This window comes from Maledivibacter halophilus, assembly GCF_900167445.1.
GTDB lineage: Bacteria > Bacillota > Clostridia > Peptostreptococcales > Caminicellaceae > Maledivibacter > Maledivibacter halophilus.
In genome coordinates this window covers 26,814-47,807 of record NZ_FUZT01000026.1, presented here as the reverse complement: position 1 = coordinate 47,807, position 20,994 = coordinate 26,814, and the positions used below count along the sequence as shown (strand labels likewise).

Genomic DNA, 20,994 nt, shown 5'->3' with positions numbered 1-20,994 from the left:
CAGAAATGACTCAAAGTATGTCTAGAGTATCTCGTTGTATAGATAATGGCCCAATGGAAGCATTTTGGGGGATGTTAAAATCAGAAATGTATTATCTAAAAAAATTTAATTCTTATGAAGAGTTAGAATCTGCAATTATTGATTATATAAAGTATTACAACAATCACCGTTATCAGAAGAGACTTGAATGTATGACACCAATAGAATACCGAAAGCATATTTTAAAACAAGCATCATAAAAAATGACATCAACCATAATTAAATGATTGATGTCATAGTGATTTTTATTTTTTCCACTGTCTACTTGACAGGGGCATGTTCATCATCTTCATGGGGTTAAATTTGCTATTTAAAATTTTTATTTTAGTCTTCTTTAATTGGCTCAAAATCATTTTTTGTCACTAGCTCTTGTTCAACTTCTTCATCATCTAGATTTCCTGCTCTAGTTAAAGATGCTATTACCTCATTTGCTTCGTTGTGGACTGTAATTTCCTGGGCAAACTCTATATCTGCAACTTTTATTGGATTACCAAAAGTTAAATCCTTAACACTAATTTCTATATTTTCAGGTAAGTCTTGAGGTAAACATTCTATATTAACCTCTCTAAGCTGATGTTGTATTGTTGCATAATTACTTTCTGCTTCTGATTTGTTAATTAATAAAATGGGAACAGTGGCTTGTATAGGCTTATCATATGAAATACTTTGAAAATCCACATGTATTACTTCTCTATGTATTGGATCTCTTTGGATTTCTTTTATCATGGAAGTTATAGTATGTCCCCCTACTTCTAAATCTACTAAAATATTTTCTCCATAATCTTTTATAATTCTATTTAAATCCCTTCTATCAACTTCAATAGCTTTAGGTTCTATATCATGTCCGTATACCACACCAGGTATGTGTCCATTATTTCTTACTCTATTACTTTTATTAGATCCTATATCATTTCTAATTTGGCTATTTATAAATGATTTCAAAATATAATCCCTCCCATAATCTAAGCTTAGTTATATAAGTCTCTAGGCTATAACAATTTATATTTATTAGTCATTATTACCATTCTTTTTTCTTTTATACTTAAATAAGGAATTTGCATAATTACTTTTTGGAAAGATATAGAGATTCTAATTATGAAACTATCTCAAATTATAAAAAAACAAATAGACAGATTTGCCTATTTGTTTTGAATATTTAACAATTCCCAATAAAAATATAAAATTTCATTATTTTCTATGGAATTCATATTAAAGTTTTGACAAATATTAGCATAATAACTCCAGGTATTCCTAAAAATCCAACAATAAGGGCTGTTATTGGATTTATAACTATACTAAACCCTATTAGTTTACCTATAAGGTTTACTACGAATAATAAAATCCCACCAATTATACCATTATATATAAGCTTAAGTATCCATTTAAAAGGAAACAATAATAAATATCCAATAACATAAAGTAATATTAGTCCTAAGGCATAAGCAAAAATAACACTTAATTCTATCCCAATACCCATATTAAACCTCCAATATTTATTGTTATATATTGTTATATAATGTACAAAAAAAATTTCATATTCTTTTCTTCCTTATAAAATAATTGAACAAATTGCACAATTACCTTTCACAAAAATTATCTACTACATATAATTTTAAAATCTCCAAAGCCATACCATATATATTATGCAATTATTTCACTTAATTATAAAATATATCTAACACTATATTATATAAAGTTTGTCTACCTGTTATTACACTTTTTTGTAATTAAGCTATATAACAACTAAAAAAAGCTTATTGTTCTATTTAAACAATAAGCTATATAGTTTAATGATGGTGCATATCTCCATGTATACCCATTTCCCTAGCAAGTTTTAAGAGATATGTATATCTAGTCCTTGCAGCTTCTATTCTAAATATAGCATGATCAACCAAATCTGGATCTGTAACATTTTGAAAAAATTTTTCTGCATTCTTCCAATCTTCGTGGGCTATACGTATGTTTTCAAGTATTTGATCATCTTCACTTTTTACTTCTCCATAAACAAATTTCTCATATATATTGGTCAGACTATTAAATAAGTTATTTTCTGACTTTTTCTTTTTTTGTCTAAATTGTTGTGGCATTTTTCTTCCCCCCATAACAATATTTTCTATTTATTAGGTTAACCAACCTTGGAATTAAATATACTTAGAGGAAGAACTTAACAATTTTGTTCAGTAAATTTTTCTATTATTTCTATATTTAATTTTTTGTTCATACATCTTATCATCCGCAAATTTGATAATTTCATCTATGGTAAGATTCATATTACTTTCATAATAATATAAACCTATACTAATACTAATTTTATATGGCTTATTTTTAATCCTATTTAACTTATCAATACTATTATTTATTTGTTTTAATTGTATATCTACTTCTTCTTTAGTTTTATCGGGAAATAGTATTATAAATTCATCTCCTCCATATCTAAACAATATATCTTCTTTGCCAATACTAGATTTAATAGTATTACATACTGTAATTATAAAAAAATCTCCCTCTTTGTGACCATATAAATCATTTACTTTCTTTAATCCATTAATATCAATAAAACATATTGCAAACTCATAGTTTCCTTTTTGAGTTTTATTTATTAACTCCTTCAAACTTTCTAATCCTTTTCTTCTATTTGAAATACCAGTAAGGGGGTCAATAAATGCATATCCAGCAAGTTTATCCTCCATTCTTTTAAGTTCAGTAATATCGGTTACCCCACCTAATATACACTTTTCACCTTTATAGTCTAGTATTTTGTAATTTGAAATAACCCATTTTATCTCCCCAGATAATTTTTTATGTTCAACTATATAGTTTTCGATACTTTTTTCATTTTTAAGCTGCTCAATCATTAATTTTCTTTCATCAGTATTCTTGTAAAAATCCTCGCTGTCAAGCATCTTTAGTTTTTCTTCAGATATTCCATAAAATTTCATTGCTTTTTTATTTGCCATAATTATTTTTCCGTCTTTTATTGTTGTAATAAATAAAGGAAAGGGGTTAACTTCAAATAATTTTTTAAAATTCAATTCACTTTCTTTCAACCTATTTTTCCTCAAAAACTCATCTATTTTATACTTATACATTGAAAATGAAATAAATATTGCCACAACCACTACAGTTGTAGAATTGATTTGATCTGCCAGCATTTTATAATAATCATAACTTGCGTTTGAAATCTTTAAAATAAAAAAAATATGATTAATTAAATAAACAAATAATTTATACTTTGGTTCTATTGGAAATAGTATGGCGGTAAAGAATATTATAATTATATAATTATAAATATTATCTGTTAATCTTTGACTATTTATTGAAGTAATTGTTCCCAAGAGAACACTAAAAAAAACATAAAATTTAATTATTAGTTTTTGAATTTTAATTCCATCATAGTCATTCTTTTTAATAATCCATCTATAAAAAAATAAAAATATTATTGATAAATCAAATATAATAAAATGAATAAGAAAGAGGGTTCTTTTATATATTTCACACTTAAATGTATTAAATAGGAAACAATCTGCATAAAAAAAATATATACTTAAAACTATTAAAGCTATAGAAATTACTTTTATGCGATTAAGACACAAAACATTATTAATTCTATCAAACTCTAGCACTTCATCACTATCTAATCGTCTTTTTTTTATAGAATTATTTATTTTATTGATCAAGGTCTTGAATAATTTCAATTTACCACTTCCTTAATGGAAATAAAATAATGATTGATTCTAAACTATGCCTCTTCAAAGCCATAAGTATTTACCATTTTAATTATTTCTTGTTTTTATAGTATTACTTAATAAATGAAAAAGCAAATTTAATAAATTTTTATATTTATCTTTTGGAGCAGCTAAATATTTGAATTATATTATTATACCTAAATATTGTATAATTACTTTTATAGAATAGAAAAACATGATCTTAAAAATATTTTACATTTTTTAAGACCATGTTTTTTCATAAGCTTTTTCATTTTATAGTTTTTATCCACAGATTAAAACTCCTCAAAAACACCAGATATTTCGATATGCGTAAATTAAGTTTTGTTATGGGAAATCTATACTATAAGTTTAAATAAAATGATTTTTGGAGAAGGTAATTATACAATTTACTCACTTAATTAAGATTTTTAACATATTCAATTAATGGCTCTATTGTATTTATATCTGTAAAATCAACTTTTTTACCGTATGTCTCTAAAATTCCCTTGTCATCTTCAGACAATTCCTCTGGCTTCTTTTTAGAAACCATTTTTTTAAGCATTGCCATCATAGTCTTATGCATAAAACTTAAGTCTTTATAATCAATTCCTCCGCGAAAATGAAAAAATTTTATCTTTTTTGTCATTTGTTCAGTAAAATTCTTTTGAATAATAGGATTAAAAATTTCTTTATCATCTGTCCGTGCAAGTCCTATTGTAAAAACAACAAGATTCTTGTCCTTTAGTTTTTCAAAGTTCTTAGTTATAGTAGAAACTCCATTAATACCACTAGCATAAAGTCCTCCACCAAAAATTATAGTATCATAGGAAAATAATTTTTTAACTTTAACATTTGAAACTTCAAATATATCCCCACCTACTTTACCAGCTATCCAATTTGCATATTTCTTTGTGCTACCATATTTTGATTTATATATAACAGCTATTTTGTTCATAGATTTATCACCATCCTTTTGTTTTCAAATTGATTAAGTCTTATTTACCTCTTCTGATATTTTTTTATATTTCCATCCCATTCAATATATCTCTTAGCTTCTTTATTTCTTCTCTAGTAAGAGTAATCCCTTTACCCATTTTTTCATGACCTGGAGCCCAATCCCTCAAATCATATTTGGCTTCTCTATCGTTCCAGCTTATTAAATTAAGTTCCTTAGCCCATCCCTTTGAAGATTCAGATAAAACTCCTATTTCTTCTTTAATTTCATATTTTATATTAGCCATATTTAACCTCCTTAATCTAAAGAAATACTTCCTTTATAATAAATTTTTTCTCTCTATTTTCTCTAATTTTATTTTATCACATGAATATTATCTAAAGTAAATTTTAAAAAATTAAATATTATTTTGCAAGAAGTATTTTTTATTCTAAACTATAAAAAATCATGGCTATAGAAGGTCTTAAATCCATCCTTAACCATGATTTTTAATAATGCTTTTTAAATTTAATAAAACTTTATTTTAAGTTGAGTAAATTGCATAATTCGAATTTGTTTGGGTTGCATAATATATGTGGTAGTCCTCTGAAGATTTTAAAACTATATGGAATAGTTAGTTTCCACAAGAGGTAATTATGCAATTTCCTCAGTTATTTAAATACCTTTACTCTTTCTTCTAGGGGCATAAAATCTTTATCTCCAGCAGAAGCAGTTGGATTACCAAATGGCATCTGTGCAATAAGTTTCCAATTATCTAGTATATTCCACTGCTTCTTCACTTCATTTTCAATCAGTTCATTATAATGTTGTAATGAAGCTCCTAATCCTTCAAGCTCTAGTGAAGTCCAAATTATATATTGAAGCATGCCACTGGATTGCTGTGACCAAATTGGGAAATTATCCTTATATAAAGCAAATTTTTCTTGCAACCCTTCAATTATACTCATATCCTCAAAGAATAAAACTGTTCCATATCCACTACGAAATGAATTAATTTTTTCTTCTGTAGATGCAAATTTGTTCTCAGGAACAATTTTTCTTAAAGATTCTTTTGTAATGTCCCATAATTTATCATGGTCTTTACCAAATAAAACAACAACTCTTCCACTTTGAGAATTAAATGCTGAAGGAGTATATTTCACTGCCTCTTTTATTACTTCTTCAATTTTCTCCTCTGAAACACCTATTTCTTTGTCTATTCCGTATATGCTTCTTCTTTCCTTTATAGCATTATAAAAACCTTTATCCATCTTGGATTAACCCTCCTTTTTATATAGTGAAATAAATTGAACTTCAAAAATATTTCACTATAAATGATTATTATTTATTATACCCATTGAATTTACAGTTAAAATATTATATTTATAATAAAGTTTAATTATTAAGTTTATATTGTTTTAAAACCTCCGAAGCCATGCCATATATTATGTAACCCAACCAAATTAGAGTTATGCAATTTCCTTAATTTGCTCAATCAACAAAAACATAATTTTAAAGATATCTTTATTCTTTAAAATTATGTTCTAATTAAAACTTTATTTTAAAAAACACCTATATAGAGTTTACATAGTAAAATTTAGTTTATACATGTACAAATACTTAAGATCTTTAGGAGTTTTGGCTATGGATAAGCTAAAGTCTTTGATTAAATCCCTATAAATCTTTTTTCATATACTATTTATAGTAGTTATATTGGGACTGGTTATTATTTCTTGGTCTATAATAGCCTTATGCACTTCTTTTTTATATTTATAATATTCCATAGCATTTTTTACCGATGCTATATCTCCAGTAAATGCCAATATACCCTTTCCACCTACGCCATTTCCCAATTTTATTTTTATTATTTCTACCTCTGATGCATCCCATACCATATCCGCTATTAGTATAGAAGAGATAGCATTTTTAGTTTCTATAATCCCCAAAGCATTAATATTTTGAGGCTTTATATTGCCTTTTATTGCAGAAAGTACCTGAGAATTGAGATTGTTAATTACATTGCTTTTTATTATAAATCTTTGTCCTAACTTATTTGCTGCGTCTACTGCCATTCTTATACAGCTTGTATTTCCCCCTACTAAAATCATATATTTCCCAGGACAAATTGATCTCGCCTTTAATACGTCTACTTCTACCTTCTTAATAATATTATCTAATATTGCTATTCCCTTTGGTATACTAGATACCTCTATTAGACCTAAAGAACTCTTCATAATACATCACCACTTTACTTAAAGGTAATTGTAAAATTCCCTCAATTATAGAAAATTAAACGGGAGTGGTATATTCCTTTAATAAGGGTAATATCATTCCCCGTAAGTGAACCTCCACCACTTACGCCTATCAGCTGAGAAGTGGTGGCTTCTTAGGTCTAGCCTAAGAATTTTTCCTGCTTCTCAGAGTTATGCCTTCTATGTTAGCAAGGTCTTATTTGACTCTCCACAGGCTCAATCCGTAGTCCCTACGGTGTTTTATTTACGCTACATTTTCTTTTTTTAGTTCTTTTATTCCTTGCTTTAGTATATTTATACTTGCATTTATATCTCTATCTATATTTTTTATACCACATTTAGGACAATCCCATTTTCTTATACTCAAGGGCATCTCTTCCATAACATGTCCGCAATATGAACATGTCTTACTACTTGGGAACCACTTATCTATCTTGTGTATTGTCCTTGCATACCATTTTGTTTTATATTCTAAGTAAGTATAGAATTTATGCCAACTTACATCTGCAATTTCTTTTGATATTTTTTTGTTTTTCATCATGTTTTTTATTTGTAAGTCTTCAAGGATTATAACTTGGTTTTCGTCTATTATCCTTTTAGACAGTTTATGTAGAAAATCTTGCCTTTGATTTTTTATTTTTTCATGTAGCCTAGCTACTTTTTGCTTCTGTTTATACCAATTATTACTGTACTTCTGCTTTCTACTTAGTTTTTTTGCTCTTTTGCTAATCTCTTTAAGCTTTTCTTTAGAAGTTTTGGATTCTTTATTTTTTCTCCAGTAGATAATATAGCAAAATGCTTTATTCCTAAGTCAATACCTATGTTTCCATCTACTTTATCCATAGGTTCTATCTCTAGTTCTGTAATTATAGAAACAAAATATTTATTTGTAGGTGTTTTAGTTATAGTTGCATTTATTATTCTTCCTTCTACAAATCTATGAACTTTGGCAGATACCCATTTTAATTTTGGTAGCTTTATCTTATGCTTCTTTATTTGAATGTTATTATTTACATAGTTTACTGTATAGGATTTTTTTTTACTCTTCTTATTTTTGAACTTTGGAAATCCTATAGTTTTATCTCTAAAGAAGTTTTTGAATGCTCTATCTAAGTTTCTGATAGTCATTTGTAAAGATGTACTATCCACTTCTTTTAACCAAGATAATTCCTTTTTCAGTTTAGGAAGCTGGTTTTGTTTTTTTGTATACCCTATACTCTTTCCTTCTGTTTTATATGTTTCAATTCTCTGTTTTAAGAAGTAATTGTATACAAATCTAGTACATCCAAAAGTCCTTTCTATCAAATCCTTTTGAACTTCATTTGGATATATTCTAAATCTATATGCTTTATTCATAGATTTCCACCTACTTTTTGCCTTGATTTTCTATATACCTCTTAATAACTTCTATAGGTGCTCCTCCTGTTGTTATTAGACAGAAACTTCTTGACCAAAAATATTCTTTCCAAAGTTTCTTCTTTATCTCTGGAAACTCTTTTTTTATAAGTCTTGAAGATGCACTTTTATATGCATTTAGAAATTTAGATAACTGTGAGTTCGGATGAGCTCTAAAGAGTATATGAACATGGTCATTATCATGATTCCATTCTTCTAATGTTATATTATATTTTTTACAAATATAATTAAATATTTCTTTCAATCTTTCATTTATATTATCATCTATTACTTTTCTTCGGTATTTGGTTACTAATACTAGATGATATTTTAGCAAGAATACTGAATGATTATTATTATCCAATTTCATTATATCACCAATCTTTACTGTTTTTAAGACTGATTATATATGTTTCCTTGTATACTGTCAAATTTTTATTTAGACATCTTAGTCTAAATAAAAATAGTGCTTACATCTCCCACTTATAGATGATGGGCGACTTATCCACTAGTAATTAAAATATCATAAATATTACAAGACTACATATAAATATAGTTGTAGCAGGAGGATCAATATGGGTATCACAATAACTATTTACTATTCTACCTACTAAATCTCCCAGTATACTAGCTATAACTGCTGCTAATGCTCCAACGAACATATTTCCTGTAGCCACAGCTGCATAGCCTGCGACCATAGTAATATGGTGGGTAGTTGGAGCTTCAAATCCCATTTGAACAAATATTAATGATGCAGCACTTATACAAAATCCTAAAGTAGTAATTTCAGTTAATATTATTAAATATGATATAACAAGTCCTAAGCTCAATCCTATTATTATATCAAGCACTATGTCATTGAAATCTGGTGCTATCTTCCTTTTCTGTTCATTAGGTTTTGAGAGCTTTCCAAAGACTCCCGTTTTTCCAAATGCCATTCTAGCTATCAATCCAGATACAAATACCGTTAATGCAACTGTGTCTGTAGGTATTTTCATAGCAACAAATAAATTATTTAACAAAAATCCTATAATACCAAAAAATCCACCTACCATCAACACCATTGGATCTTTACATTTATTTAGGGATGTAACTATGTCTAATCCTGTATCTAAATGCTTTCTTTTATTTGCTGCAAAGGCGGCTGCAGCCACTCCTCCAGCAAAGGCAATATGAGGCCCTAATAATGTTCCAAAGGTTACATCATTTAATATAGCTGGTTGTCCTCCAGCTGCTATTACTGCTATACCTATAAGTCCTATAAATCCTGTGAAAATAAATGCTGGTAACGCTCCCAAGGCCGTTCCTAATACTCCGCCTCCAAATGCAGATAAGATTAATTGTATATTCACTTTAAATCCCCCTATTTTATTGTTAATATAGCATTTATTATATAGACTTTGTTGCAATCGTTTTCTTTATATAAAAAAGGGGAAAAATCCCTTTTTATAAATCATGAAATTGTCTTATTTGAGGAACTTGCATAATACATGTAAAGAATTTTAAAATACAAAATATAGTAGAGAGAGTCAGGTGAGTTATCTATATATTGTATTTTGGAATTAATAATGTTAATTATGCAAGTTTCTCATTTAATAGAAAATCCACCTACCAAGGAACATTTTCTTTTTCTGGCAAAACTTCTGGTTGAAGTTAATCCTTCTCCAGTAGGACCTGCTATAGTAAAGGTAGCATATCCTTCTCCGCCATATCCAAGACCTGCATAGGAAGGTGCATTTTTCACAAATATTGTTGTTTCAACTTCTCTGGCAAATCTTGTTAAATTATCTATGTTTTTAGAATGCATAATGGCTGTATGCCTATTTCCCTGTTCAACAGCTACTGCTAAATTAATTCCTTCTTCAATATCTTTTACTCTGACTATAGGTAATATAGGCATCATTAATTCTTCCAATACAAAGGGATGATCCTTTTTAACCTCCATTATTACTGCCCTAACATCCTTTTCACATTTTATTCCCGCTGAATTCAATATAAACTTTGCATCTTTACCAACATATTTTCTATTTAATCTTCCTTTTTCATCAAATACTATCTTTAACAATCTATCTATATTTTCTCTATTTTCTAAATGATATACATTTTCTTTCTTCATTGAAAATATAAGGTAATCTGCCACGCTATCTACTACTATTACTTCCTTTTCTGCAATACAAGGTAAATTATTATCGAAACTACATCCTGCTATTATATCCCTTGCTGCCTTTTCTATGTCGGCAGTTTCATCTACCAATGCCGGTGGGTTTCCTGCTCCAGCTCCTATAGCCTTTTTACCTTTAGACATTGCTGACTTAACTACTCCTGGTCCTCCAGTGGCTACAATCATTTTAATTTTTTCATGGGTCATCATTTTTTGTGCATTTTCAATGCTTGGATTATCTACTGTAACTATTAGATTCTCTGGACCCCCTGCTTTTTCAATGGCAGTATTTATAATTTCAATAGTTTTCATTGAGATTTTTTTAGCTCCAGGGTGGGGACTAAATACAACTGAATTCCCTGCTGCTATCATTCCTATGCTGTTACAAATTACTGTCTCCGATGGGTTTGTCGAAGGAGTTATTGCTCCTATAACTCCATAGGGTGAAAACTCTATTAAGGCAAGTCCTGAATCTCCTGTATACACCTCTGCCTTTAAATCTTCTACTCCGGGAGTCTTTTCTATAGTGAGTTTGTTCTTAACTAATTTATCCTCATATCTTCCCATTCCAGTATCATCTACTCCCAATCTCGCTAGGGCCTCTACATTTTCCATAAGTTCTTCCCTTATAGTTTGTATAATTCTATTTCTATCTTCTAAATTATATTCTTTAAAGAATTTTTTCTGGGCTTTCCATGCTGCCTCTATGGCCATATCCATATTTGAAAATATTCCTTTTCCAGGATTTTGTACTCCAATAGTTTCTTCCTTCATAGAATGACCCTTTTTATCTATTTTTTCTAAAACTGCCTTAACTACTTTTTCTATGTCCATTGTATCTATAGCCATAATTGTCAGCTCCTTTCAATCTCAAATACCTTTAACGCATTTAATGCTATTTCCATATCTTCTTTTACTGTACCGCCACTTACACCTATACCTCCAATAATTTTTCCTTTATGTCTTAGTGGATATCCTCCACCAAAGGGAATAATTTTGCCCTTATTACTCCACTGTATCCCGTATAAATCACTATCTTCCTTTACTATATGGGAAACTTGATCTGTAGACATTTTTAAGGATAATGCCGTATAGGCCTTATTCATAGATATATCTATACTTGCCAGTAAAGAATCTTCCATTCTATGGACTAATACTATATTTCCTCCTGAATCCATAACAGTAAATACCACTGGCACTTTTATTTCCTTAGCTTTTTTTTCTGCTGCTCCTGCCATTCTTTTACTAAGTCTTAAACTTAATTCCCATTTTTTTGTATTATTCTCTAATCTATCAAGAACCTTGAATTTTACTTCCTGAATAAAGTTATACTTTTCCTCTACCCTCGCCATTATAAATAATACATCGGAAAGTCTATTTAAATATTTTTTTATATTATTATTAATTCTAGCTTGATTACTTAGGGAAACTAGATTTCTCTCTGCTCTTCTAACTATAGTTCTAGCCATATGCAAAGTTGATGCTGAAACACAGCCCCCTGGTATTATAAAACTATCTTGAGGATCAACCTCTGATGTATGACTGTCTATGATTTTTTCCAATGAATCTACATCCCTTTGTGATATTTTATCGATAAGTTTGGCTGCGCCTTTGCTGTCACTGGCAATTTCTGCTCCAAGGACAAATAGTCTTTTTTGTATATCCCTTAGCTCACTTTTTATTTCATTATTCTTTACTAAAGAATATGCCACTCCAATCATAGAATTAGCTTCATCAACTGTTCCATAGCACTCAACTTGGAGGCTGTCCTTATTAATCCTGCTGCCACCAAATAAACTAGTATCTCCTTTATCACCGGTTTTGGTATATATCTTTCCCAAAATATCACTTCCTTTATTGAGTTACCTCAATGTTATCAACTATAGCCACTATGGATCTGTCTATTGGAGATTTTTCATCATTAAAAATTTGTCTTGCTGAGCTTCCAGTGGCTATAAGTACTGTTTCCCCAGCACCAGCTCCCACAGAATCTATTGCCACCTCTACATTTCCTATAGGATTATTTTCAGTATCTACTGGCTGCACTATTAAAAGCTTCTTTCCTATAAGTCCCTGATCTTTAGTAGTGGAAACCACTACGCCTATTACCTTCCCTATATACATATAAAACCCGCCTTTAATTTGTGGTTTTTATAGTAACTCCAATTTCCCTAGCTATATCCTTTGCCAATTGGGTAACTATAGTGTTTTTTGAAACCAATATTTTCTTGTTGCTATTTTTAGCTTCTATAACATCTTCTCTGGTAATTAATTTTTTCTCCATAAACATTTCTTTTTCATATTCAATAGAGTTAGTAAATTCTTTAAACTTATCTTTATAAATATCTTTAGCCTTTCTAAGGGATATGCCGTATTCCTTTAATATATTTAAATTATTTACAAGCATATTTTGATAATGGCTAGAATTACTGTTTTTAGGATTACATCCTTCTTCAGATGCCACTATGGGAATGCCAGCCATTATACCCCATGATATTAGATATGTTGGGAGTGTATCGGCTATTCCCGTGGCCACCTTGGCAGCAGAGTTTCTTGTTAATGTTGAAATAACTATTTTATCTATATCCTTTTTTAAATAATCTATATCCTTGGGGTTTTCATCTACATAAATATCCGATACCTTTAGTTCCTCTTTTATTTTGTCTTGATCTAATATCTTCTGTGCACTTTTAGATAAAACGACTTTAAAATTATATCCATCTGCACTCATTTCTTTTAATGAGTGCAAAGCGTCTTTATATCCTGCCATTGCCCCTGTAAATATAACTAATGCCTGTTTTCTTTGAAGTTTCATTTCATTAGTTACTCTTTTTACTACTTCCTTTACAATAATTTCTATCATATTATCAAGACCCAATATTTTCACCCTCCCCATTACAGTTTAATGCTATGCCTAAGGGAGTAACTAAAAGGGGCATTGCTGGTTTTATACTTTCTATTCCTATATATTTCGTGAATACATCTTCAAAATCCCTAAAGCTGCATGCCCCTCCTACTATATATATCTTATCTACGGGATAATTAGACAAATGCCTCTTTACTATATCAGCCATCTTTTCTACCACTGGCTTTATTACAGTAAATACTTCTTTTTCTCTATTAACATCTCTTTTCAATTTTTCAGCTTCATCAAAGGAAAGACCATATCCCCCTGCTAAAACCAAGGTCATATGGGTACCTCCTGTGGGTTCATCGGCCACATATATTACCTTGCCATCCTTTAATACACTTATACCAGTAGTTCCTCCACCTACATCTATAACAGCACCATCAGTAATTTTTAATACTGAAGCTGCTGCCGTTGGTTCATCTACGATGTTTATAACTTCTATACCTACAGATTCAACTACATTTGCTATAGCCTTTGTATTTCCTTTTTGGGTTCCCGGTGGAACAGCCACTGCTGCCTCATTTATATCTTCTCCTAAAATATCTTCTACCTCGCCCTTCAATTCCCTTACTATATCTATGGCCTTTACATAGTCTACTACCAATCCATCCTTTACTACCTTAGCTTCCCTAGATGCACCGGCTATTGGATTTCCCTTTTCATCCACTATAGCCAATACTATATTAGCTGTTCCTAAATCTACTCCAGCCTTTAAATTGCCTTTTCTCGGGCGACTTTCTCTGTTTATTATTAATTTATTAAATTTTTCAATGTATTCATTTACACTTGAAAGATTCATGTAAATACTCCCTTTATTTTTTGACTATCTCTACTCTATCACCATTTTTCAGACCTGAAGAATTTGCTTCATCCATATCTATATGCATTTCTAGATTGTATTTATCAGAAACTCTTATGAGTACATTATAAAAAGCTGTCTTCCTTATACCTTCTGTTATCACTGTTACCATATCACCATTATTAAATCCATGCTCCCTAGCATAATCTACTGGCATGTGAATATGTCTTAGGGCAGCTATTACTCCCTTATTTTTTACAATCCTTCCTTTAGGACCTTTTATAATCACTCCCGGTGTATCTCCAATATTTCCAGACTCTCTGACAATGGGAGTTATTCCTAATTTGAATCCATCAGATACAGATATTTCTATCTGGGTATCTTTTCTCACAGGGCCTAATATTCTGACCTTTTTAAAACTACCCTTAGGCCCTTCTATAGATACTGTTTCTTTGGCAGCAAATTGTCCGGGCTGACTCAAATCTTTATATTTGGTCAGCTCATATCCATTTCCAAACAATTTATACAAATCTTCGTGGCTAAGATGTATATGTCTATTGGATACACCTACAGGGATACCTGTTTCATATTTTTTTATCTGTCTTTTCACTTCTTCTGTTATTTTTTCAATTAGTGCTTTATCAATTTGTATCATAAAACTCTCTCCCTATATTTACAATCCAATTAGTTTTATTTTTTATCAACCTTTGGCAAGATTTTTTCTGTATCCATATGTGGTCTTGGAATTACATGTACAGATACCAATTCTCCAACTCTCTGTGCTGCAGAAGCCCCTGCGTCAGTAGATGCCTTTACGGCTCCCACATCTCCCCTTACCATTACTGTAACTAATCCTGAACCTATTTTTTCATATCCTATTAATGTCACATTTGCTGATTTTGTCATTGCGTCAGCTGCTTCTATTGCTCCTACCAATCCTTTTGTCTCTATCATTCCTAATGCTTCACCCATTATTAATTCCTCCTCTTATTTTTGATTGTGTATACAAAGTGATCTAGCCTCTCCCTTTTTTCTAGGACATTTTGGATCCCTACAAAGGTTGCATACATCTTCTTCTAATTTTTCCTTTTCCTCTTGGCTTTCTTCCTTCTTAATTTCTTTTAAATTAATGGCCTCTATTTCTTTTGGTTTTTCCTCTTCTTTTTTAGTTTCTTTATTTTGTTCTTCTTCACTTTCTTTTTCTTTATTCTCTTGTTTCTCATTCTTTTCTTCTTCCTTTATACCACTATATAATCCAACAGTCTGAGTGCTTTCAATCAGACATTGTATTTCTTCATGGGGTCTAGGTATAATATGTTTACTCCATACTTTATTAACTTTTGCAGCAGCCATACTGCCAGCCTCTACTGCAGCCTTTACAGCTCCTACATCTCCTGCAATTTTAATCGTTACAAGACCGCCACCTCTTGTAAGCTCATATCCTAAAAGCCTGATATTTGCAGATTTTACTGCTGTATCGGCGGCTTCTATTCCTGCTGCTAAGCCAACCGTTTCTATCATACCTAGTGCAAATTTATACAAATATTACACCCCCTCGCCATATAGTTTCTCTATCACTGCTGTTACAATCTTCTTAAGATCTATATTTTCCTTTTTGGTATTCTTGTTTTTTACATCATGTAAAACTTTAAATTTTTCTTCTTTCATATATTCTTGAAATTCTATATTCTCTTCAAAGGATTTAAAAGGAATTCCCTTTATGAGTCTAGCACTATTGGCTCCTAATTTTCTTAAATTAGCATATCCTTCATCTATATTTATCTTAAATAAAGGTTTATCTTTATCTAACTTTTGATAATGCAAGATTATATCGCCAGTACTATCTATACCTATACCTACACTTAATCTTGAACTTTCTGCCGCAGCATAGGCCAGCTCCAGGGCATTATTAAGTTCCTTAGATACACACTGATAAGGAAGTCCTTCTTCTTCTATTCCCCATAGTAATTGGGTATATAAAGAATGATCCTTTATGAGATTTGAATAATATATATTTATACTGGGTTTATTATTCATTTTTCTTCACTTCCCCATAGGATAATACCAATCCTGTAGCCACTGCATTCCTTGGACCTTCTATCCCCCTTATATTAGCCCTTCCCGATACTATTCCATATTGAGCTAATCTGTCGGTAACTAATTGAGGAATTTCAAAGTCCAGGGCAGAACCTCCCAATAGTACCACATAATCAATATCCCTTATATTTCCTGTCGTGCTTACCATCTTAAGGGCTCTTATGGCATTGGTTACAAATACTTTTTTCTTCGAATTCCTTCTGACCATTCTTATCTTTTCTAAGGATTCATTTACAGGTATGGGAATCATATTTCCTTCCTTCAATATTACTATCCTGGCAAAAACCTTGGGATCCAATTGGTCCTGAAAAAATTCAACGGATCCGTCTTCATGTCTTATATGGAAAAGACTTTCTACTTTAGCAAGGGGGTATTTTTTAATATCTTCAGCTAAGTCCTTATCTTCTAAGCCCAATTCAGTATTTATAAGCATAGTTACCATATTTCCAGCACCAGCCAAATGCATAGACTTTATTTCTCTATCTTTACTTATTAAAGATGCATCGGTTGATCCCGCTCCCATATCCAATATTGCCAATGGAGTATTGCTTCCCGGTGTGGTAAGAGCTCCCCTTATGGCCATATCTGCTTCTATTCCACCAACCTCTACTTTAATTCCTATCTCTTTTTCTAATTCATCTGCTATCATCTGCATCTGAAGCCTATCAGATTTAACCATTGCTGCAATTCCCACTGCATTTTCCATGGAAAACTCTCCCGCAAGTCCTCCCTTTACTTTTTGTGGGACATAGGTATCTACTGCCAATAGGTCTTGTATTTTTATACTGTTAGGATGATTCTTCGTAAGATTAGCCATTACCTGCCTTACTTTCTCCAGCATTCCCCCGGCATTAGTTCCCGGTTCTCCTTTTATATCTTCTATGGGATTACATTCCCTTAAGACATCCATGATTACCGATGCACCTTCATCCACATCTACATTCATTTTTCTCTTTTTTCCAAATACATTTATCTTTCCTGAAGGAATTTTTCGTTCCTTTACATCTCCTTTAGGGGTCTTTATTACCACAGCAGACCTATTTCCTATGAGGGCTCTAGCTATGGGAACTATCATTTTGGTTTCATAGGAGTCAAGTCCAAATTCTGTTGCTATACCAAAGGGGTTTGAAAGGACTTCAACTACTCCACCAACCGGCGCCACCTCTATGGCTGTTTTTACACCTTCATGGACCTTTTCTATTAGTGACACCTCATCTACTATGGGAATAACCTTAGATATTCTATTATTTATAAGAACGCCATCATCTCTCTGAACTATAGCCCCCTGTATATCTATTCCATTTTCTATAGCTTCATTTATAATAGATGAAGCTTCTAAAAAATCTACATCTCTAGGTATTATTACTATTGAAGGTTGTTTCTCTTGCATATTTTTTATGCTTTTGATATTTACTGTATATCCTACACCGAGCCCTACTCCTCCAGGTGTAGATGGATTATGTCCAATCATTGTAGATTCAGTAATTATAGTTTCAGTAATAGTTTCCATTGCCACATCCCCTATTACTGGAGCTGCTTCGTTTATTCTCACTAAATCTAAATCATTAATATCAACCTTACCTTTTTTTAAGGCTTGGTTAAGGGACGCAAATACTCCATGGATATTCTCCTTTGTACCTTTTATGCCTGTGGTTTTAACTATTCCACTGGCTATAAATTCTATATTTTTGTTATAAATCTTAGCTATGGCTGTTTCTGTAGTGGCATTTCCGATATCTATACCTGCTATTAATTTCATATTTAATACCTCCAAGATGCCATGGGATCACTATTCTTTTCTGAGCATACCCCTTTGTTCATATACATGAGCTGCTTCCTTTACAAAATTCCCATTTATTACTGCTCCATATTCATTCTTTAACTCATCAGCTATTTCTAGAAGCTCTGATTTAGTGGAACGATTAGGTCTAAGGGCATTATATATTTCCAATATTCTATCGTCTGGTACAGCTATAAGCTCTGCTGCCCTCCTTAAATTCTTAGCAAAGGCATCTCTACCTACGCCCTCAGCAACTTGAGCTTGAATTTCCAATGTATCTGGCGATATCCTTACATCATTGGCATTTATTTTTCCTTCCAGTACTCCATCTAGTGTTATGTCATCTAATTTCTTATCTGTAGGTGTTCTAACTAATTCTGGTCTTTTCGTCGCCAGTGGATAATCTCTTTTAGAGTCTATGTCTGTATTTGAACCTTTGCTGCTAGATTTCATCTCTACTTTCTCATCTATGGCTCCACCCATTGACATCATTACTTCCTTTACAATTTCCTCTATCATTTTTTCATTATTCATTATTTTCACCTCCAAATATTAAATTTCAAACTTTAACTCTTCACTTTTAGCATTTTTATCTACATGTTCTGTTTCCTTTATGTGTAAAAGTGCTGCTATAGCCTGATATTTTGGCCTAGCCATCTGATCATTAATCGTAGCCACCGGATTTGGAGATTCACCCTTGGCATATTTAGCTGCATTTTTACCTATAGCTCTATATATATCTAAATTGATTACCGGTGCTTGAGGAAATAACTCCAAATTAGTTAACGGAAATAAATCTTTTTGATGAATAATAATAGTTCCCTTAGACTGCAGTCCTATTCCTATTCCTGAACCACTTAATTTAGCTGCATCCAACCCTATAAATGAAACATCAGAAGTTCTTTTAACCCTTACTATACGGGCATTTAAGCCCTCTTCTTCTATCCCAGCAATCAATTCCCTAAGTACCTTTTCATGGGGTAATTTGTTTATGGTTTTAGTCTGATATATTCCAAAGGCTGGAGCAATTCCTATCACTACCTCGTCACTTCTAGTACCTTTTTTTGCTTCCCCAAGGACTTCAAGCTTAAATCTATTATTGAAATTCTCTTCTGTTTTGCTTTTAAAATTTGATGAGTCATTATCTTTATTATTTAAACTCTTCAAAACTTCATTTACTATCTCTTTAATAATTTTTTCATTGACAGCCATTATTTTACCTCCTCTCAACCTCTTTATATCTATTCAAAATCCTCTGGACTCTTGGCATTTGGAATGTCTTTTATCTCGTTCCATCTTTCTTCACTTAACCTATATCCTGTTCCCGGTCCCCTATAATCATTACAGTCATTAACTGCACTTATTACATTAAAATCACTATCTATTATTGATGATGTATGAAGATAATCTCCAGAAACTCTTTGTTTTAGCATATTAAGAACCCTTTCTGATATATCCTCAAATCCATTTTTATAAAGGGCCTTTACTACATCTATACCTGTTATTCCCTTTTTCATCATCTCTCCAGCTGCTTTTATATCTTCTACCATATCCCTCTTAGGCATATCTTTACTTCCATGGGCATAGGTTGCTGCTTCCACTTCCTCATCTGTTATCTGTGGTAATCCTAAGCCTTTAAATACAGCTTGTATTGCCTTAGCTGCCTTATTTCTTATGTTTATAACTTCCTTTTCAGATACTGGCCTTAGTCCTCCATCTACCTTTAAATCTCTTTGAATAATATTATAATCATCAAAATCCTCTGCATCGAAATTTGAACCAGCAAACATATTGTCATAATTAGGTACAGCACTATATCCTGAGAAAATGAAGTCTGTTCCTGGAAGCATTTGCATAAGGGTTCTGGCAGTTCTTCTCATTGGAGAATGGGAGAAGGTTTGATCGTTTCCTGATGCCACTTCCATATCTAACATTGTTGTTATAAGATTTTCAGCCAATACGGCTCTAATTCCCGATGGAACTGATCCTGGAACTCCTATACAGCTAATGGAACCATTTTGTAATCCCTGCACTCCTGCTCCCCTGGTAACATATATACATCTTGCCTCAAGATAAAGCATGGATTTTCCTTCTGCATATCCCATTAATACTTCTGAACCAGTACCCGATGTAAATCTCATCTTAAGTCCCCTGGATGCATAAGCAGATGCTAAAAATGCCTTTGACCATGGAGTATCATCTCCATCTACAAAAACACTTTCAGTCCCATATACAGAAACGGTTTCTGCATAACAGGTAAGTCCCCTCATACCAAGCTCTAATTCTGTTGCCTCCTCTACAGCACATTGAGTAAGTATGCCGGGTCTTCCAACCTGGGCTCCTGTTAATAATGCCAATGCATTTAATGGTGCATACCTTGCAACGGCAACTGTGGTTTCCATTTCATCAAATCCCCTTAAAGCTGCTTCTGCTGCATCGGCTGCAATCTGTACAGGGTTGTCCTTTACATTGGTTACATGGCATTGGTTTGAAGGTGTTTTTCTTGCCCTCATCTTTTGTAATGCCATCATCATTTCAACTACATTCATTTTTTCAACTACGTCTACTATCTTGGCTGGTGTCATAGCTGTAGTCAATTTAATTATTTCTTCCCTGGGAATATCTACACTTACAATCATTTTTGCCAGCTCTGTTGAATCTTTCCCTATAACTTCAACAGCTTTTTCTAAATTTATAGCATAATCAGCAACAAATATATCTATCATGTCAAAATCTTTTCTTGCTTTTCCGTCTAATTCCACTATTTTTCCATTTTCTATTTTAATGCTTGGCTTTGGATCGCTAGGTCCATTCATGGCTATTAATCCAACCTGTGGCCATTCCTTTACAAAACCATCTTTGTTTACTTCTCTTTTCTCTAATATTTCAAATCGTTTTGACCTCTTCATGATATTCGCC

Annotated in this window: 24 protein-coding genes and 1 pseudogene; 1 reads left to right on the top strand and 24 read right to left on the bottom strand. The window is 31.6% G+C overall.

The features are described from left to right. Nucleotides 1-239, top strand: a 239-nt coding sequence (locus tag B5X81_RS26195) for an IS3 family transposase (RefSeq protein ID WP_139380482.1), incomplete at its 5' end; no start/stop codon positions are given. A gap of 124 nt (nucleotides 240-363) precedes the next feature. Here B5X81_RS26195 and B5X81_RS26190 read toward each other — a convergent pair. The 24 genes and pseudogenes from B5X81_RS26190 to B5X81_RS26075 form a co-directional block, all read right to left on the bottom strand. Next, nucleotides 364-981, bottom strand: a complete 618-nt coding sequence (locus B5X81_RS26190) for a 50S ribosomal protein L25 (protein WP_170917618.1) — start codon at nucleotides 979-981, stop codon at nucleotides 364-366. 262 nt (nucleotides 982-1,243) lie between these two features. Further along, nucleotides 1,244-1,516 carry a pro-sigmaK processing inhibitor BofA family protein gene (locus tag B5X81_RS26185; RefSeq protein ID WP_079495972.1) on the bottom strand — a complete coding sequence of 91 codons (273 nt, stop codon included), beginning with the start codon at nucleotides 1,514-1,516 and terminating at the stop codon, nucleotides 1,244-1,246. Nucleotides 1,517-1,826: 310 nt separating this feature from the next. Further along, nucleotides 1,827-2,126, bottom strand: coding sequence for a YaaL family protein (locus tag B5X81_RS26180; protein WP_139380481.1), 300 nt, complete (start codon nucleotides 2,124-2,126; stop codon nucleotides 1,827-1,829). A 90-nt stretch (nucleotides 2,127-2,216) separates the two neighbouring features. After that, complete coding sequence (locus tag B5X81_RS26175; RefSeq protein WP_079495970.1) at nucleotides 2,217-3,734, bottom strand: sensor domain-containing diguanylate cyclase; 1,518 nt, start codon at nucleotides 3,732-3,734, stop codon at nucleotides 2,217-2,219. 427 nt (nucleotides 3,735-4,161) lie between these two features. Then, complete coding sequence (locus B5X81_RS26170; RefSeq protein WP_079495969.1) at nucleotides 4,162-4,701, bottom strand: flavodoxin domain-containing protein; 540 nt, start codon at nucleotides 4,699-4,701, stop codon at nucleotides 4,162-4,164. A gap of 64 nt (nucleotides 4,702-4,765) precedes the next feature. After that, the gene (locus B5X81_RS26165) at nucleotides 4,766-4,987 is read right to left on the bottom strand and encodes a YdbC family protein (RefSeq protein WP_079495968.1); all 222 of its coding nucleotides are present in this window, start codon (nucleotides 4,985-4,987) and stop codon (nucleotides 4,766-4,768) included. Between the two features lie 364 nt (nucleotides 4,988-5,351). Further along, nucleotides 5,352-5,951, bottom strand: coding sequence for a nitroreductase family protein (locus B5X81_RS26160; protein WP_079495967.1), 600 nt, complete (start codon nucleotides 5,949-5,951; stop codon nucleotides 5,352-5,354). A gap of 417 nt (nucleotides 5,952-6,368) precedes the next feature. Beyond that, on the bottom strand, nucleotides 6,369-6,914 hold the full coding sequence (locus tag B5X81_RS26155; RefSeq protein WP_079495966.1) for a BMC domain-containing protein: 546 nt from the start codon (nucleotides 6,912-6,914) through the stop codon (nucleotides 6,369-6,371). A gap of 361 nt (nucleotides 6,915-7,275) precedes the next feature. Next, nucleotides 7,276-8,288 (bottom strand): annotated as a pseudogene (tnpB, locus tag B5X81_RS26150) (IS200/IS605 family element RNA-guided endonuclease TnpB); the annotation flags it as partial. 10 nt (nucleotides 8,289-8,298) lie between these two features. Beyond that, a complete protein-coding gene (gene tnpA / locus B5X81_RS26145; protein ID WP_079495965.1) occupies nucleotides 8,299-8,697 on the bottom strand; it encodes an IS200/IS605 family transposase in 399 nt (132 codons plus the stop codon). Nucleotides 8,698-8,842: 145 nt separating this feature from the next. Next, nucleotides 8,843-9,679 carry a hypothetical protein gene (locus B5X81_RS26140; protein WP_079495964.1) on the bottom strand — a complete coding sequence of 279 codons (837 nt, stop codon included), beginning with the start codon at nucleotides 9,677-9,679 and terminating at the stop codon, nucleotides 8,843-8,845. Nucleotides 9,680-9,915: 236 nt separating this feature from the next. Further along, nucleotides 9,916-11,337 carry an aldehyde dehydrogenase family protein gene (locus B5X81_RS26135; RefSeq protein WP_079495963.1) on the bottom strand — a complete coding sequence of 474 codons (1,422 nt, stop codon included), beginning with the start codon at nucleotides 11,335-11,337 and terminating at the stop codon, nucleotides 9,916-9,918. A 5-nt stretch (nucleotides 11,338-11,342) separates the two neighbouring features. Beyond that, complete coding sequence (locus B5X81_RS26130) at nucleotides 11,343-12,329, bottom strand: cob(I)yrinic acid a,c-diamide adenosyltransferase (protein ID WP_139380479.1); 987 nt, start codon at nucleotides 12,327-12,329, stop codon at nucleotides 11,343-11,345. Between the two features lie 13 nt (nucleotides 12,330-12,342). Continuing rightward, nucleotides 12,343-12,612: a EutN/CcmL family microcompartment protein gene (locus B5X81_RS26125; protein WP_079495962.1), complete on the bottom strand. Its 270-nt coding sequence runs from the start codon at nucleotides 12,610-12,612 to the stop codon at nucleotides 12,343-12,345. 13 nt (nucleotides 12,613-12,625) lie between these two features. Then, nucleotides 12,626-13,366 (bottom strand): flavoprotein, encoded by a 741-nt coding sequence (locus B5X81_RS26120; protein WP_170917617.1) that lies wholly within the window; start codon nucleotides 13,364-13,366, stop codon nucleotides 12,626-12,628. Continuing rightward, nucleotides 13,356-14,198 (bottom strand): ethanolamine utilization protein EutJ, encoded by an 843-nt coding sequence (gene eutJ, locus B5X81_RS26115; protein ID WP_079495960.1) that lies wholly within the window; start codon nucleotides 14,196-14,198, stop codon nucleotides 13,356-13,358. The genes B5X81_RS26120 and eutJ overlap by 11 nt, the downstream gene beginning before the upstream one ends. Before the next feature lie 13 nt (nucleotides 14,199-14,211). Continuing rightward, complete coding sequence (pduL, locus tag B5X81_RS26110) at nucleotides 14,212-14,853, bottom strand: phosphate propanoyltransferase (protein ID WP_079495959.1); 642 nt, start codon at nucleotides 14,851-14,853, stop codon at nucleotides 14,212-14,214. Between the two features lie 35 nt (nucleotides 14,854-14,888). Continuing rightward, entirely contained in the window at nucleotides 14,889-15,173 is a 285-nt protein-coding gene (gene pduA / locus B5X81_RS26105) for a propanediol utilization microcompartment protein PduA (protein WP_280175303.1), read from the bottom strand. Nucleotides 15,174-15,185: 12 nt separating this feature from the next. Next, on the bottom strand, nucleotides 15,186-15,740 hold the full coding sequence (locus B5X81_RS28880; RefSeq protein ID WP_139380478.1) for a BMC domain-containing protein: 555 nt from the start codon (nucleotides 15,738-15,740) through the stop codon (nucleotides 15,186-15,188). A gap of 3 nt (nucleotides 15,741-15,743) precedes the next feature. Further along, complete coding sequence (locus tag B5X81_RS26095) at nucleotides 15,744-16,235, bottom strand: glycerol dehydratase reactivase beta/small subunit family protein (protein WP_079495957.1); 492 nt, start codon at nucleotides 16,233-16,235, stop codon at nucleotides 15,744-15,746. Continuing rightward, a complete protein-coding gene (locus B5X81_RS26090) occupies nucleotides 16,228-18,054 on the bottom strand; it encodes a diol dehydratase reactivase subunit alpha (protein ID WP_079495956.1) in 1,827 nt (608 codons plus the stop codon). Before B5X81_RS26090 ends, B5X81_RS26095 begins: the two co-directional genes overlap by 8 nt. 30 nt (nucleotides 18,055-18,084) lie before the next feature. Beyond that, nucleotides 18,085-18,609 carry a diol dehydratase small subunit gene (locus B5X81_RS26085; protein WP_079495955.1) on the bottom strand — a complete coding sequence of 175 codons (525 nt, stop codon included), beginning with the start codon at nucleotides 18,607-18,609 and terminating at the stop codon, nucleotides 18,085-18,087. A gap of 18 nt (nucleotides 18,610-18,627) precedes the next feature. Continuing rightward, on the bottom strand, nucleotides 18,628-19,287 hold the full coding sequence (locus B5X81_RS26080; protein ID WP_079495954.1) for a propanediol/glycerol family dehydratase medium subunit: 660 nt from the start codon (nucleotides 19,285-19,287) through the stop codon (nucleotides 18,628-18,630). 29 nt (nucleotides 19,288-19,316) lie between these two features. Continuing rightward, a complete protein-coding gene (locus B5X81_RS26075) occupies nucleotides 19,317-20,984 on the bottom strand; it encodes a propanediol/glycerol family dehydratase large subunit (RefSeq protein ID WP_079495953.1) in 1,668 nt (555 codons plus the stop codon). Nucleotides 20,985-20,994 lie beyond the last annotated feature (10 nt).

Coding starts and splice junctions, on each gene's coding strand:
- B5X81_RS26075 (WP_079495953.1), bottom strand. CDS start 20,984: ATGAAGAGGTCAAAACGATTTGAAATATTAGAGAAAAGAGAAGTAAAC.
- B5X81_RS26185 (WP_079495972.1), bottom strand. CDS start 1,516: ATGGGTATTGGGATAGAATTAAGTGTTATTTTTGCTTATGCCTTAGGA.
- B5X81_RS26125 (WP_079495962.1), bottom strand. CDS start 12,612: ATGTATATAGGGAAGGTAATAGGCGTAGTGGTTTCCACTACTAAAGAT.
- B5X81_RS26160 (WP_079495967.1), bottom strand. CDS start 5,951: ATGGATAAAGGTTTTTATAATGCTATAAAGGAAAGAAGAAGCATATAC.
- eutJ (WP_079495960.1), bottom strand. CDS start 14,198: ATGAATCTTTCAAGTGTAAATGAATACATTGAAAAATTTAATAAATTA.
- B5X81_RS26090 (WP_079495956.1), bottom strand. CDS start 18,054: ATGAAATTAATAGCAGGTATAGATATCGGAAATGCCACTACAGAAACA.
- B5X81_RS26170 (WP_079495969.1), bottom strand. CDS start 4,701: ATGAACAAAATAGCTGTTATATATAAATCAAAATATGGTAGCACAAAG.
- B5X81_RS26180 (WP_139380481.1), bottom strand. CDS start 2,126: ATGCCACAACAATTTAGACAAAAAAAGAAAAAGTCAGAAAATAACTTA.
- tnpA (WP_079495965.1), bottom strand. CDS start 8,697: ATGAAATTGGATAATAATAATCATTCAGTATTCTTGCTAAAATATCAT.
- B5X81_RS26135 (WP_079495963.1), bottom strand. CDS start 11,337: ATGGCTATAGATACAATGGACATAGAAAAAGTAGTTAAGGCAGTTTTA.
- B5X81_RS26165 (WP_079495968.1), bottom strand. CDS start 4,987: ATGGCTAATATAAAATATGAAATTAAAGAAGAAATAGGAGTTTTATCT.
- B5X81_RS26080 (WP_079495954.1), bottom strand. CDS start 19,287: ATGGCTGTCAATGAAAAAATTATTAAAGAGATAGTAAATGAAGTTTTG.
- pduL (WP_079495959.1), bottom strand. CDS start 14,853: ATGATACAAATTGATAAAGCACTAATTGAAAAAATAACAGAAGAAGTG.
- B5X81_RS26155 (WP_079495966.1), bottom strand. CDS start 6,914: ATGAAGAGTTCTTTAGGTCTAATAGAGGTATCTAGTATACCAAAGGGA.
- B5X81_RS26095 (WP_079495957.1), bottom strand. CDS start 16,235: ATGAATAATAAACCCAGTATAAATATATATTATTCAAATCTCATAAAG.
- B5X81_RS26085 (WP_079495955.1), bottom strand. CDS start 18,609: ATGAATAATGAAAAAATGATAGAGGAAATTGTAAAGGAAGTAATGATG.